This is a genomic window from Azospirillum sp. TSO5, from assembly GCF_003116065.1.
In the GTDB taxonomy this organism is placed as follows: Bacteria; Pseudomonadota; Alphaproteobacteria; order Azospirillales; family Azospirillaceae; genus Azospirillum.
Genome location: NZ_LGQY01000132.1, coordinates 1 through 13,455, shown reverse-complemented (window position 1 = coordinate 13,455; position 13,455 = coordinate 1). Strand labels below are relative to the sequence as shown.

Genomic DNA, 13,455 nt, shown 5'->3' with positions numbered 1-13,455 from the left:
GTGCTGTACGATTGGGTCAAGGCGCTGCACGTCATCAGCATCATCGCCTGGATGGCGGGGCTGCTCTACCTGCCGCGGCTGTTCGTCTACCACTGCCAAGTGGCGGCCGGGTCCGAGGCGTCGGAAACCTTCAAGGTGATGGAGCGGCGCCTGCTGCGCGCCATCATGAACCCGGCGATGATCGCCTCGTACGTGTTCGGCATCACCATGATCGTGCTGACGCCGGAATGGATGAAGCAGGGCTGGCTGCACGCCAAGATCCTCTTCGTGCTGCTGCTGACCGTCAGCCACATGATGATGGCCCGTTGGCGCCGGGACTTCGCCGAGGACCGCAACACCCGGCCGCAGCGCTTCTTCCGCATCGCCAACGAGGTGCCGACGCTGCTGATGATCGGCATCGTCATCTTCGTCATCGTGAAGCCCTTCTGACCGGCGGCCCCTTCTGACTGGCAGCAGGTGAACGCGCCGTCTTCCACCTTCCGGAAAATGCGGAATCGGCGACCTATGCGGGTTTCGCTTTCGTTTGACTTGCGTCCGCCGATCCGATAACCATGTCAGGACCACGGGGTTTTCGCCCCGCGGCCTCCCACGCCCACATCTGCCGATCCGACGCTCTGACTTTGAGCCGGGCCTGGTGGCTGGCGATCCGCTCCTGTGCGACCATTATCCGGACGCCCTGGCGCGCACCCGCCAAAGCGCCACCCGCTGCCCACCCGACGCGACCGCGTTGCGGCGTCCCCCGCCGCCAACCGCCGTCGGCCGGACCTTCTGGCACCTCCCATCCCCAAGGCCACTCCCCCGCATGACGATTTCACAGGCAATCCGATGCATCTCCAAGAGCTGAAGTGCAAAAGCCCCGCCGAACTGCTGGCGTTCGCGGAGGAGCTTCAGATCGAGAACGCGAGCACGCTGCGCAAGCAGGACATGATGTTCGCGATCCTGAAGCAACTGGCCGAAAACGATATTCCGATCTTCGGCGACGGCGTGCTGGAGGTGCTGCAGGACGGGTTCGGCTTCCTGCGCTCGCCGGAAGCCAATTATCTGCCGGGTCCCGACGACATCTATGTCAGTCCCAGCCAGGTGCGCCGCTTCGGCCTGCGCACCGGCGACACGGTGGAGGGGCAGATCCGCTCGCCCAAGGACGGTGAGCGCTACTTCGCCCTGCTGAAGGTCAACACCATCAATTTCGATACGCCGGACAAGGTCCGTCACCGTATCAACTTCGACAACCTGACGCCGCTCTATCCGGAAGAACGCATCCGGATGGAGGTCGAGGACCCGACCAAGAAGAACCTCACCGGCCGCATCGTCGACCTGGTGGCGCCGCTGGGCAAGGGGCAGCGCGGGCTGATCGTGGCGCCGCCGCGCACCGGCAAGACGGTGATGCTGCAGAACATCGCCCATTCGGTCGCCACCAACCACCCCGAAGCCTATCTGATCGTCCTCTTGATCGACGAGCGTCCGGAAGAAGTGACGGACATGGCCCGCTCGGTCCGCGGCGAGGTCATCAGCTCCACCTTCGACGAGCCGGCGACCCGCCACGTCCAGGTCGCCGAGATGGTGATTGAGAAGGCCAAGCGCCTGGTCGAGCACAAGCGCGACGTGGTCATCCTGCTGGACTCGATCACCCGTCTGGCCCGCGCCTACAACACCGTCGTTCCGTCGTCGGGCAAGGTGCTGACCGGTGGTGTCGACGCCAACGCCCTGCAGCGTCCCAAGCGCTTCTTCGGTGCCGCCCGCAATGTGGAAGAGGGTGGGTCGCTGACCATCATCGCCACCGCGCTGATCGACACCGGCAGCCGCATGGACGAGGTGATCTTCGAAGAGTTCAAGGGCACCGGCAACTCGGAAATCGTGCTGGACCGCAAGCTCTCCGACAAGCGCACCTTCCCGGCCATCGACATCTCCAAGTCGGGCACCCGCAAGGAGGAACTGCTGGTCGACAAGGGCACCATGTCGAAGATGTGGATCCTGCGCCGCATCCTGATGCCGATGGGCGTGACCGACGCGGTCGACTTCCTGGTCGACAAGCTGAAGCACACCAAGTCGAACAACGAGTTTTTCGAAAGCATGAACCAGTAGGGGCAGGAACCGGGGCCGGATCTGCCGGCCCCTCGCCCGGATCTTTGCCGGGACCTTCAGGGAGCGTCATCCCCGCGAAGGCGGGGAACCATGCTTCTCCTGACGGTCGCTTCCAAAGGTTCTGGACTCCCGCCTTCGCGGGAATGACGGCCGGATGGGGCGGCAGGCGGTTCGGAACGAGCGGCATAAGAAAAGGGCGGGGACCTTCCGGTCACCCGCCCTTTTTCATTTCGGCTCTGTTCGATCCTCAGCGGATCAGAACGGGGGCTGCTGCGGCTGTTCGGCCTGCTGGCCGGACTGGCGGTGGTACAGCTCGGCGAAGTCGATCGGGTTGATCATCAGCGGCGGGAAGCCACCTTCGCGGGTCGCGCTGGAGACGATGGCGCGGGCGAACGGGAAGATCATCCGGGCGCCTTCGATCATCAGGACAGGGCGGTGATGCTCTTCCGGCAGGCCGGGGAACTGGAACAGCGCGCCATAGGCCAGTTCGACCAGGAAGGCCACGGATTCGCCCTGGCGGGCCTCGCAGCGCAGGTTCAGCGTCAGCTCATAGATGTCGTCGCCGACCTTCTGGCCCTGGACGTCGACACCGATGTTCACCTGCGGCTGCGGCTGGTTCGGCAGCAGGCTCTGCGGGGCGTTGGGGTTCTCGAACGAGAAGTCCTTCACATACTGCGCGAGGACATGCATCGGCAGCGAAGAGGTCTGCTGCTGCTCGGCGCCGTTGCTCATCTGATCGGACATAACGGACTCCTAATCGCCGGCTGTCGTCCCGGCCATCGTTCCGCATCGGGAAGGGGCGGGGACGGTGGGCCGACCCGGATGTGAGGTGACAGGGGGTGGTTCGCGACGGTTGTGCCTTCGCCCAAGGGGCTGGCTATCACGGATCGGTCGTCCTGCCAACGGAAACCGCCGGCCCGCCGGCCGGTCAGCGCCGCTCATCCGGGCGGTGCTTCCCCCATTGGGAATCGGTCAGCCGGGGCGCGTCGCGGTCGTCGGTTTCCTCGCCCATCTTCCCGTCCCCCATCTTGCTCTCGCCGGGCGTAACGTCGCGGTAGTCGCCGTCGATCACGCCGGGCACGCCGGTGGTGGGGCGGAAAGGATCATCGGCCGGGCGGGGGCCGTCCGCGCCGAAACCGGGTCCGCCGAATCCCCCGGCTCCGAAATTGCCGGCGCCGAAGCCGGGACGGCCGGCGGTGGTGGTGAAGACCGGCATCCCGGCCCCCAAGCGGCCGAGCAGCCAACGGCCGATGCCGCGGCGCAGCGGCCCGATCAGCAGGGCGATGCCCAAGATGTCGGTCAGGAAGCCGGGGATGATCAGCAGGATGCCGGCCAGCACGGCGCAGAAACCGTCCAGAACGGTGCCGATCGGCGCCTCGCCGCGGGCGGCTGCGGCCTGGGCGCGGGTCAGCGAGGCCAGACCCTGGTGGCGGACCAGCAGCACACCCACCACTGCCGACAGGGCCAGCAGCCCGATGGTTGGCCCGGCGCCGATCCAATCGCCGACCTGGATGAATCCGACGATCTCCAGGATCGGCAGAAGAAGGATCAACAACAGGGGATTCATGGTGTCCTTGCTCTTCGGGCTCGCTGCCCCTATCTAGGTTTGGATAGGTCGTCCGGTCGAAACACCGTCGGCCTCATCCAATTGGCCGTTGCTGGCGGGCAAGCAACACGTAATGCCGACCGGCCGCAAGGTCCAGAGGCGGGCCGGATCCGTCGGCGATTTCGCCGCGGCACAAAGCTCACGACAAGTCGTTTTGGAAGGAACAGATGATGGGAGACGGGTTCGTGTTCATCGAGATCGTGATCTTCGCGATGATCGCGGCCTTCCTCGTTTATCGGCTGCGCAGCGTCCTCGGCCGCCGGACGGGGGAGGAGCGTCAGCGCTCCAACCCCTTCACCGCCGCTCCGAACCCGGCGAAGCCCGACAATGTCGTGCCCCTGCCGGAGCGCAACCGGCCGCGGCCTGATGTCGCACCTGGTGCGGACGTGACGGCCTCGGACGAGCCGCTGTCGCTGGCCGCCTCCATCGACCAGATCCGGGCCGCCGATCCGAATTTTGACGAGAAGCATTTCCTGGAGGGCGCCAAGGCTGCCTTCGCCATGATCGTCGACGCCTTCGCCCGCGGCGACACCGCGACGCTGCGTCCGCTGCTGGCCGACGATGTCTATGACAGCTTCGCCCGCGTCATCCGCGACCGTCAGGCCGCCGGCGAGCAGCACGAGGCCCGCATCGAACTGGTGCGCGAGGCCGAGGTGGTGGAGGCGAAGCTGGATGCCGGCCGCACCGCCCGCGTCACCGTGCGTCTGGTCACCGATCAGGTGAATGTGGTGCGCGACCGCGACGGCGCCGTCATCGACGGCGATCCCAAGGCGCTGGTCGAGAACACCGACGTCTGGACCTTCGCCCGCAATCTCCGCTCCCGCGATCCCAACTGGGCGCTGGTCGAGGTGCGTCCGGTTCAGTAATGACGTTCCATCACCGTACAGGTTTCAGCGCCATCGCCCTCTTCGGGGCTGTGGCGTTGCTGTTTTCGGCCTGCGCCCCCAAGGAAGAGGCGAAGCCGCCGCCCGATGCCCTGACCCTGGCTCCGCTGTCCTTCGCCGACTTGGCCGGCTGGCGCACCGACCCGGTGGCCCAGGCTGTCCCCGCACTCGTCCGCTCCTGCACCCGCTTCAAGACGCAGCCGAAAGACCGGCCGGTCGGGCCGAGCGGTGTGGCGGGAACCATTGGCGACTGGCAGGGCCCTTGCGCGCAGCTGGCGGATCTGCCGCCCGGCGACGATGCCGCCGCCCGCGCCTTTTTCGAGGCGAACTTCACCCCCTATGCCGCCGGCAACAACGGCACGCGCGAGGGGCTGTTCACCGGCTATTACGAGGCCGAGCTGGAGGGCAGCCGTCGGCCGGATCCGGCCTATCCGGTGCCGCTTTATCGCCGGCCGGCCGATCTGGTGATGGTCGATCTCGGCGATTTCTCCGATCGCTGGAAGGGGGAGCGGACCGCCGGCCGGGTGATCGACGGCAAGCTGAAACCCTACGAGGATCGTGCCGCCATCGTCGCGGGGTCGCTCAAGGGCAAGGGCCTGGAACTGGTCTGGGTGAAGGACCCGATCGGCGCATTCTTCCTGCAAATCCAGGGGTCGGGGCGGATCCGGCTCGCCAATGAAGGCGATGGCGGCGGCGAGATGCGCGTCGGCTACGCCGGCCAGAACGGCCATAAGTACGTCGCCATCGGCAAGGAACTGATCGAGCGCGGCGCGCTGAAGCGGGAAGAGGTCTCGCTGCAGACCATCCGCGCTTGGCTGCTCGCCCATCCCGATCAGGCCCCGGCGGTGATGAACGTCAACCCGTCCTACGTCTTCTTCCAGCCGCTGTCGGGCGACGGCCCCAACGGTGCCCAGGGCGTGGCGCTGACCCCCGGCCGCAGTCTGGCGGTGGATTCCAAGTTCATGCCCTATGGCGTGCCGGTCTGGCTGGATGCCGAGGACCCGTTGGATGCCGGGCAGCGGCTGCAGCGGCTGCTGGTCGCCCAGGACACGGGCGGGGCGATCCGCGGTCCGGTGCGCGGCGACGTCTTCTGGGGTCATGGCCCGGAGGCGGAGCAGCGGGCGGGGTTGATGAAGAGCCGTGGGAGTTATGCGCTGCTGCTGCCGAAGAGCGTGAAGGTGGCGGCAGGCGGGTAGGGGCCCGGCAGAGGAATGTTTCACGTGAAGCAGGGGGCACCCGATGCGAGTGCCCCCCGCGTCCTCACAGAATGAACTTCGACAGATCAGCGTTCTTCGCCAGACCACCGACCCGCTCGCGAACCAGGGCGGCGTCGATGGTGATCGTCTCGCCGGCGCGGTCGCTGGCGGCGAAGCTGATCTCCTCCAGCAGGCGCTCCAACACCGTGTGCAGGCGGCGGGCGCCGATGTTCTCGACGGAGCTGTTGATCTCCGCCGCCAGACGGGCCAGCTCGTCGATGCTGTCGTCGGTGAAGACCAGATCGACCTCCTCCGTCTTCATCAGCGCCTTGTACTGACGGATCAGGCTGGCTTCCGGTTCGGTCAGGATGCGCTTGAAGTCGTCCTGGCTCAGCGCCTTCAGCTCGACCCGGATCGGCAGGCGGCCCTGCAGTTCGGGCAGCAGGTCGGACGGCTTGGCGATGTGGAAGGCGCCCGACGCGATGAACAGGATATGGTCGGTCTTCACCGGGCCGTGCTTGGTCGACACCGTCGTGCCTTCGATCAGCGGCAGCAGGTCGCGTTGAACGCCCTCGCGGCTGACATCGGCGCCACGGGCGTCGGAGCGGGCGGAGATCTTGTCGATCTCGTCCAGGAAGACGATGCCGTTCTGCTCGACCGCGCGGATCGCCTCCGCCACCACCTTTTCCTGGTCCAGCAGCTTGTCGGATTCCTCGGCCATCAGCACGCCGTGGCTTTCGGCCACCGTCATGCGGCGGGTCTTGGTGCGGCCGCCCATCATCTTGCCGAACATGTCGTTCAGGTTCAGCATGCCCATCTGGGCGCCCGGCATGCCGGGGATGTCGAAAGTCGGCATGTTGCCGGCCCCGGTGTCGGCGACCTGGACCTCGATCTCCTTGTCGTTCAGCGTGCCTTCGCGCAGCATCTTGCGGAACTTGGCGCGCGTCTCCGCACTGGCGCTGTCGCCGCACAGCGCGTCGAGCACGCGCTCCTCGGCGCGCAGTTCGGCCTTGGCGGCGACCTCCTTGCGCAGGCGCTCGCGGGTCAGGCCGATGGCGGCCTCCACCAGATCGCGGACGATCTGCTCGACGTCGCGGCCGACATAGCCGACCTCGGTGAACTTGGTGGCCTCCACCTTCAGGAAGGGGGCCTGGGCCAGCCGGGCGAGGCGGCGGGCGATCTCGGTCTTGCCGACGCCGGTCGGGCCGATCATCAGGATGTTCTTCGGCAACACCTCTTCGCGCAGGCCCTCCGGCAGCTGCTGCCGGCGCCAGCGGTTGCGAAGCGCGATGGCGACCGCGCGCTTGGCATCGTTCTGGCCGACGATGTAGCGGTCGAGTTCCGAGACGATCTCGCGCGGGCTGAAGGCGGCGCTATCGGCGGAGACGGTTGCGGTGCTGGCGGTCTGGCTGGTGTTCTGGCTCATGGCGGTCACAGCTTTTCCAGGGTGACGTTTTCATTGGTGTAGACGCAGATGCCGGCGGCGATCCTCATCGCCTTGCGCGCCACCGCCTCCGCATCCATCCCGTCGATGTCGATCAGCGCACGCGCCGCCGACAGGGCGTAGGACCCGCCGGAGCCGATGCCGATCAGCCCGTCCTCCGGCTCCAGCACGTCGCCGTTGCCGGTCAGCACGAGGCTGACGGACTTGTCGGCGACGGCCATCATCGCTTCAAGGCGTCGCAGGTAACGGTCGGTGCGCCAGTCCTTGGCCATCTCGACGCAGGCGCGGGTCAGCTGGCCGGGATACTGCTCCAGCTTGCCCTCCAGCCGCTCGAACAGGGTCAGCGCGTCGGCGGTGGCGCCGGCGAAGCCCGCCATCACCGTGCCGCCGGCCAGCCAGCGGACTTTGCGCGCGTTGGCCTTCATCACCGTCTGGCCGACCGAGACCTGCCCGTCGCCGGCGATCACCACCTGACCGTTCTTGCGCACTGACAGGATGGTGGTGCCGTGCCATTGGATGGGATCGTGTGGATTGGACGCTGGATAGGTCATGCGGAAACCACGCTGGAAAATGGGGAACGGCCTGCCGCCCCCTGGAGTGCTGCGCCGATGCGGCGCGCGGACCCCTTTGAATCGTGGCGGCAGGACATCCGGTCTATGTGGGAGGGGCGATGTCGCCGTCAAGCAGTTCGCCGTCTGGCGCCTCGTCCTCCCATGGCGGGTCGGGTGGGCTGTTGCGGCGTGATTTGCCCGGTTTGGATGGAGCGGAAGGCTGAACGGCGGCCACTGGATCCGCCCCGAGCCGGTCGAGCAGCGGGCCGACCGCCAGGAACTCCACCAGTCCGGCCGGCGTGACGGGGGAGCGGCCGGCGGCCGGTGCCACGCCGATCAGAGCGCCGCTTCCGTCGAACAGCGGATCACCGGCTTGCGTCACCGCGGTGAACAGGTCGGCCGAGCCCAGATCCGCCTGGATCAGTGCGCCGCTACGAGCCTCGTCCGCCGGCAGACCGCCGATGATGCCGCCCATTTCCTTGTTGCGTCCGCCGACGACCGCCTTCACCGGTTCGCTGATGCGCGGGGTTGCGGTACGGACGGGCAGGGCGGGCAACCGTGCAGGCACCCGAACCAGGGCAAAACCGCTGGCCGCGTCGCGCCCAACCACCCAGCCGGTCAGCTCCACGCCACGGGCCGGCCGCACCGTGACGGTGGGGTCAGAGCCGGAGAGGGGAGACAGCAGCACCGCCTGCACCTCGCCGGCAACATCGGTTTCTCCGATCACCAGCCCGTGCGACCGGCCGACCGGTATCCTCGCCGATGCGATGCGGCCAGATCCGGTCCCACCTCCGGCCCCGCCGCGCAGGAGCAGGCGGCTAGAGGCAGCCTGTGCAGGGGCTGCGACCGGAGCGGAGGGAGCCGTCGCCGGCGTGGCGGCCGGCGTCAGCGGAATGGGGCCGGATCCGGCCGGTGCCGCCACGGGAAACACCGTCGATGGCGGCGCGGCCGGGGAGGGCAGGGAGCCGCCGGACAGCAGAGCACGGAAACCGGCATCGGCGGCGAGCGCCTCCACCGCCGCGGCGAAGGCCTCCTCGACCAGCATGGTGTCGCCCTGGGGCACGCCGCTCTCCCGCGCGGTGGTGCCGGTGGTGACCACACGGTGGACCAGCCCGTCGCCGCGCGCGTCATAGACCGTCCATTCCACCTTCACGCTGCCAGTGCCGGAGCTGCCCTTGCTGCTGCCGGTCAGCCAGTTGGTGCGGTGGCACAGCTCCAGCTGCACGTCGCGGAGGTCGCCCTGCACGGTGAAGCGGGCGCGGCTGCGGTTGCCATCGGGGTTGTCGGGACCGCCGGGCCGGCCGACCACGTCGAAGCCGGCGGCGGTCATCACCTCGGCGAACCGCTCGTCGAAAGTGGAGCCGCGCCGCATGTTGACGCCGCTGGTCCAATAGACGTCGTCATAGGGCGGGGCGCAGTCGATGCCCCAGACATAGCGGCCGATCTGCATTCCGCGCCGCATCGAGCCGATGGTCAGCTCGCCGAAGCGGAAGGGCGCGGTGGTCCCGGCGGCGACCGGCGCCGCCGCCTTTCCGGCCGGCGGAGGCGGGGACATGCCGCCGCAGCCGGCCGGCAAAAGGCCGAGAAGGAGAATCAAAGCTGCGGCGAATGGGCGCGGGTGGGTCGTCATAAGCGGATATGCACGCAGGGGATGTGAAAGACTGTACCCCGCACACCCATGTAGGACAATCGTCGGAATGGACAGAGCGCGCATCATTCGTGCCGGATGCTGGCGCGTGCGGATGCTTCCTGCTACAAAACCGCCATGGACCAGACCCCCACCAACGGCGGCCGCCGCGCCTCGATCGAGCGGAACACCACGGAGACCCGGATCCGGGTCGCGCTGAACCTGGACGGCACCGGCGTCTACGACGTCAAGACGGGGGTCGGCTTCCTCGACCATATGCTGGAGCAGCTGTCGCGCCACAGCCTGATGGACCTGACGGTCCTGGCCGACGGCGACCTGCACATCGACTATCACCACACCACCGAGGACACCGGCATCGCCATCGGCATGGCGGTGGCGAAGGCGCTGGGCGACCGCAAAGGCATCCAGCGCTATGGCCATTCCTATGTCCCGATGGACGAGACGCTGACGCGGGTGGCGCTGGACTTCTCCAACCGGCCCTACCTGATCTGGAAGGTGAACTTCACCCGCGACAAGATCGGCGATTTCGATACCGAGCTGTTCCGCGAGTGGTTCCAGGCCTTCGCCATGGCCGCCGGCGTGACGCTGCACGTCGAGAACCTGTATGGCGAGAACAACCATCATATCGTGGAAAGCTGCTACAAGGCGCTTGCCCGCGCGCTGCGCGCCGGGGTGGAGATCGACCCGCGCAAGCGCGATGCGGTGCCCTCCACCAAGGGCACGCTCGGCGGATCGCTCTGACGGCGGGGACCTGAAGTCTCCCTCCGCCGTCCTATCGGAAGGTTTGTCACGTCCATGGAAACGGTCGCGCTGATCGATTACGGCTCCGGCAACCTGCGCTCCGCCGCCAAGGCGATCGAGCGCGCGGCCGGCGAAGCCGAAGCCTCCTACAATGTCCTCGTCACCTCCGACGCCGATGCGGTCCGCCATGCTGACCGCGTGGTGCTGCCCGGCGTCGGCGCCTTTGCCGACTGCAAGCGCGGCCTGTCGGAAGTTCCCGGCATGCTCGACGCGCTGGAGGAGGTGGTGCACCGCCGCGGCCGGCCCTTCCTGGGCATCTGCGTCGGCATGCAGCTGATGGCCGAACGCGGCCGCGAATATGGCGTGACCGAGGGGCTCGGCTGGATCCGCGGCGAGGTGGTGAAGCTGGAACCGGCCGATCCCACCCTGAAAATCCCGCATATGGGCTGGAACGAGCTGAACATCCGCCGTCCGCACCCGGTCCTGGCCGGGCTGCCGGAGGGCGCGCATGCCTATTTCGTCCATTCCTACCAGTTCAAGCCGGCCGACCCCGACACGCTGATCGCGTCCGCCGATTACGGCGGACCATTCGCTGCGGTGGTCGGGCGCGACAATCTGGTCGGCACGCAGTTCCACCCGGAAAAGAGCCAGGCCACCGGTCTGGCGCTGATCGCCAATTTCCTGCGCTGGAAGGTCTGACGCGATGGCCGAGATCGCCATCGACAAGGTCGATGCGCTGAAGACCGCCGACCTGCACGACCTGTGCGACGCGGCCGACGATGCCATCCGCGCCGGCGGCGGCTTCGGCTGGGTCGAGCCGCCGCCGCGCGACGTGATGGAGCGCTTCTGGAAGGGCGTGCTGGTGGTGCCGGAACGGGTGCTGTTCGTCGCCCGCCTCGACGGGGTGGTGGCCGGATCCGCCCAGTTGGTCAAGCCGCCGCGCAACAACGAGGCGCAGGCCCACGCCGCCCAGCTGACCACCAGCTTCGTCGCCCCCTGGGCGCGCGGCCACGGCCTTGCCCGCCGCCTGACCCTGGCGGTGGTGGAGGAGGCGCGCGCCGTCGGCTTCCAGGTGCTGAACCTGGACGTCCGGGTGACGCAGGAGGCGGCCATCACGCTCTACGAATCGCTCGGCTTCAAGCGCTGGGGCACCCATCCCTTCTATGCGCTGGTGCAGGGCAAGCCGCTTGCCGGACATTTTTACTGCAAAGACCTTCAGCCCGATTCCCAGCCGCCCGCCGAATAACGCCCGACAACCGCCAGCCACGCCATAGGAAGACGCCCGCGATGATCATCTATCCCGCCATCGACCTCAAGGACGGTGCCTGCGTCCGCCTGCTGCGCGGCGAGATGAGCCAGGCCACGGTCTTCAACACCGATCCCGGCGAACAGGCCCGCCTGTTCCAGAGCCAGGGCTTCGAATGGCTGCATCTGGTCGACCTCAACGGCGCCTTCGAAGGCAAGCCGGTGAACGGCGCCGCGGTGGAAAGCATCCTGAAGTCGGTGACCATTCCGGTCCAGCTCGGCGGCGGCATCCGCGATCTGAACACCATCGGCATGTGGCTGGAGAAGGGGATCAGCCGCGTCATCCTGGGCACGGTGGCGCTGCGTGATCCGGAGTTGGTCAAGGCCGCCTGCCGCGAGTTCCCCGGCAAGGTCGCCGTCGGCATCGACGCGCGCGAAGGCTATGTCGCGGTGGCCGGCTGGGCCGAGACCTCCGACATCAAGGCGCTCGATCTGGCGCTGAAGTTCGAGGACTGCGGCGTCGCCGCCATCATCTACACCGACATCAACCGCGACGGCGCCATGGGCGGCGTCAATGTCGAGTCCACCTCCGACCTCGCCTTCCATCTGACCACCCCGGTGATCGCGTCGGGCGGCGTCTCCTCCATCGAGGACCTGAAGGCGCTGAAGTTGGAGGAGGATACCGGGATCGAGGGCGTGATCTGCGGCCGTGCGCTGTATGACGGCCGGATCGATCCGAAAGAGGCGCTGGCCCTGCTCTCCGCCCCCGCCGTCGAGGACGCCGACTGATGCTGAAGATGCGCGTCATCCCCTGCCTGGACGTCAAGGACGGCCGGGTGGTCAAGGGGGTCAACTTTGTCGATCTGGTCGATGCCGGCGATCCGGTGGAACAGGCCCGCGTCTATGACCGCGAGGGGGCCGACGAGCTGACCTTCCTCGACATCACCGCCAGCCACGAGAACCGCGACACCATCTTCGACGTGGTGCGGCGGACGGCGGAGCAGGTCTTCATGCCGCTGACCGTCGGCGGCGGCGTGCGCACGGTGGACGACATCCGCAAGCTGCTGCTGGCCGGCGCCGACAAGGTGTCGATCAACACCGCGGCGATCCACCGTCCGGAGTTCGTGCGCGAGGGGGCCGAGAAGTTCGGCGCCCAATGCATCGTCGTCGCCATCGACGCCAAGAAGGTCGCTCCCGGCAAATGGGAGGTTTTCACCCATGGCGGGCGCAACGCCACCGGCATCGACGCGGTGGAATGGGCCAAGCGGATGGAATCGCTGGGGGCGGGCGAAATCCTGCTGACCTCGATGGACCGCGACGGCACCAAAAGCGGCTTCGATCTGGAGTTGACGCGCACGGTGGCGGACTCGATCCGCATTCCGGTGATCGCGTCCGGCGGCGTCGGTACGCTCGACCATCTGGTGGAGGGCATCCGCGAGGGCCACGCCACCGCGGTGCTCGCCGCCTCGATCTTCCATTTCGGCACCTACACCATCGGTCAGGCCAAGGCGGCGCTGAGTGCCGCCGGCATTCCGGTGCGCCCGGCCAAGGTGGTGGAGACGGCTGCCGCGGAGAAAGCCAATGGGTGACAAGAAGGCAGTAGAGAAGGCGGCCGAAAAGGCGGCGGCCCTGCCGTCGGCCCCTCTGTCCGCCGAGGTGCTCGACCGGCTGTTCACCACCGTGTTGGCCCGCAAGGGGGCGGATCCGGAGACCTCCTACACCGCGAAGCTCTACAGCCGCGGCACCGCCAAGATCGCCCAGAAGGTGGGCGAGGAGGCGGTGGAGGCGATCCTCGAGGCCGTGCGGGGCGACAAGGCGGCGCTGGCCGCGGAATCCGCCGACCTGCTCTATCACCTGCTGGTGCTGTGGGCCGACCTCGGACTGGATCCGGCGGAGGTCTGGAGCAAGCTCGCCCAGCGCGAGGGCACCAGCGGCATCGACGAGAAGAAGTCCCGTAAAGCTTGATCGGGACTCCCCACTGGAGCGCGACAATGAACGTGAAGTGCCAGCGTCATTGAAGGTGAAGTGTGGGGCCGACCGGAGGGCGGGCGAAGCCCG

General features: G+C 67.6%; 15 protein-coding genes. 10 read left to right on the top strand and 5 right to left on the bottom strand.

The window, feature by feature from the left end:
* A complete protein-coding gene (hemJ, locus tag TSO5_RS28230) occupies positions 1 to 429 on the top strand; it encodes a protoporphyrinogen oxidase HemJ (RefSeq protein WP_109154722.1) in 429 nt (142 codons plus the stop codon).
* Positions 430 to 825: 396 nt separating this feature from the next.
* A complete protein-coding gene (gene rho / locus TSO5_RS28225; protein WP_085086916.1) occupies positions 826 to 2,082 on the top strand; it encodes a transcription termination factor Rho in 1,257 nt (418 codons plus the stop codon).
* Between the two features lie 255 nt (positions 2,083 to 2,337).
* On the opposite strand, the gene secB is transcribed toward rho, so the two are convergent.
* On the bottom strand, positions 2,338 to 2,826 hold the full coding sequence (gene secB, locus TSO5_RS28220; RefSeq protein ID WP_109074923.1) for a protein-export chaperone SecB: 489 nt from the start codon (positions 2,824 to 2,826) through the stop codon (positions 2,338 to 2,340).
* Positions 2,827 to 3,010: 184 nt separating this feature from the next.
* Positions 3,011 to 3,649, bottom strand: a complete 639-nt coding sequence (locus tag TSO5_RS28215; protein ID WP_109154721.1) for an FxsA family protein — start codon at positions 3,647 to 3,649, stop codon at positions 3,011 to 3,013.
* 209 nt (positions 3,650 to 3,858) lie between these two features.
* On the opposite strand from TSO5_RS28215, the gene TSO5_RS28210 reads away from it, so the two are divergent.
* Both TSO5_RS28210 and TSO5_RS28205 read left to right on the top strand, forming a co-directional pair.
* Positions 3,859 to 4,554 (top strand): Tim44/TimA family putative adaptor protein, encoded by a 696-nt coding sequence (locus TSO5_RS28210; protein ID WP_109154743.1) that lies wholly within the window; start codon positions 3,859 to 3,861, stop codon positions 4,552 to 4,554.
* The gene (locus tag TSO5_RS28205; RefSeq protein WP_109154720.1) at positions 4,554 to 5,768 is read left to right on the top strand and encodes a murein transglycosylase A; all 1,215 of its coding nucleotides are present in this window, start codon (positions 4,554 to 4,556) and stop codon (positions 5,766 to 5,768) included. Before TSO5_RS28210 ends, TSO5_RS28205 begins: the two co-directional genes overlap by 1 nt.
* A 64-nt stretch (positions 5,769 to 5,832) precedes the next feature.
* Here TSO5_RS28205 and hslU read toward each other — a convergent pair whose 3' ends face one another.
* The 3 genes from hslU to TSO5_RS28190 all read right to left on the bottom strand — a co-directional run bounded on the left by hslU (position 5,833) and on the right by TSO5_RS28190 (position 9,318).
* Complete coding sequence (hslU, locus tag TSO5_RS28200; protein WP_109154719.1) at positions 5,833 to 7,194, bottom strand: ATP-dependent protease ATPase subunit HslU; 1,362 nt, start codon at positions 7,192 to 7,194, stop codon at positions 5,833 to 5,835.
* A 5-nt stretch (positions 7,195 to 7,199) separates the two neighbouring features.
* Complete coding sequence (gene hslV / locus TSO5_RS28195; RefSeq protein ID WP_085090547.1) at positions 7,200 to 7,763, bottom strand: ATP-dependent protease subunit HslV; 564 nt, start codon at positions 7,761 to 7,763, stop codon at positions 7,200 to 7,202.
* A 103-nt stretch (positions 7,764 to 7,866) separates the two neighbouring features.
* A complete protein-coding gene (locus tag TSO5_RS28190) occupies positions 7,867 to 9,318 on the bottom strand; it encodes a serine protease (RefSeq protein ID WP_247871002.1) in 1,452 nt (483 codons plus the stop codon).
* Between the two features lie 210 nt (positions 9,319 to 9,528).
* Here TSO5_RS28190 and hisB point away from each other — a divergent pair, with 210 nt between their 5' ends.
* From hisB to TSO5_RS28160, 6 genes are read left to right on the top strand one after another with little or no spacing between them, the layout of a single operon-like run.
* Entirely contained in the window at positions 9,529 to 10,152 is a 624-nt protein-coding gene (hisB, locus tag TSO5_RS28185) for an imidazoleglycerol-phosphate dehydratase HisB (protein WP_109075005.1), read from the top strand.
* A gap of 54 nt (positions 10,153 to 10,206) precedes the next feature.
* Positions 10,207 to 10,851, top strand: coding sequence for an imidazole glycerol phosphate synthase subunit HisH (hisH, locus tag TSO5_RS28180; protein WP_109154717.1), 645 nt, complete (start codon positions 10,207 to 10,209; stop codon positions 10,849 to 10,851).
* 4 nt (positions 10,852 to 10,855) lie between these two features.
* Positions 10,856 to 11,398, top strand: a complete 543-nt coding sequence (locus tag TSO5_RS28175; protein WP_109154716.1) for a GNAT family N-acetyltransferase — start codon at positions 10,856 to 10,858, stop codon at positions 11,396 to 11,398.
* A 41-nt stretch (positions 11,399 to 11,439) separates the two neighbouring features.
* The gene (gene hisA / locus TSO5_RS28170; RefSeq protein WP_109074916.1) at positions 11,440 to 12,186 is read left to right on the top strand and encodes a 1-(5-phosphoribosyl)-5-[(5-phosphoribosylamino)methylideneamino]imidazole-4-carboxamide isomerase; all 747 of its coding nucleotides are present in this window, start codon (positions 11,440 to 11,442) and stop codon (positions 12,184 to 12,186) included.
* Complete coding sequence (gene hisF, locus TSO5_RS28165) at positions 12,186 to 12,986, top strand: imidazole glycerol phosphate synthase subunit HisF (RefSeq protein ID WP_109154715.1); 801 nt, start codon at positions 12,186 to 12,188, stop codon at positions 12,984 to 12,986. The genes hisA and hisF overlap by 1 nt, the downstream gene beginning before the upstream one ends.
* Positions 12,979 to 13,362, top strand: a complete 384-nt coding sequence (locus TSO5_RS28160; protein WP_109154714.1) for a phosphoribosyl-ATP diphosphatase — start codon at positions 12,979 to 12,981, stop codon at positions 13,360 to 13,362. Before hisF ends, TSO5_RS28160 begins: the two co-directional genes overlap by 8 nt.
* Positions 13,363 to 13,455 lie beyond the last annotated feature (93 nt).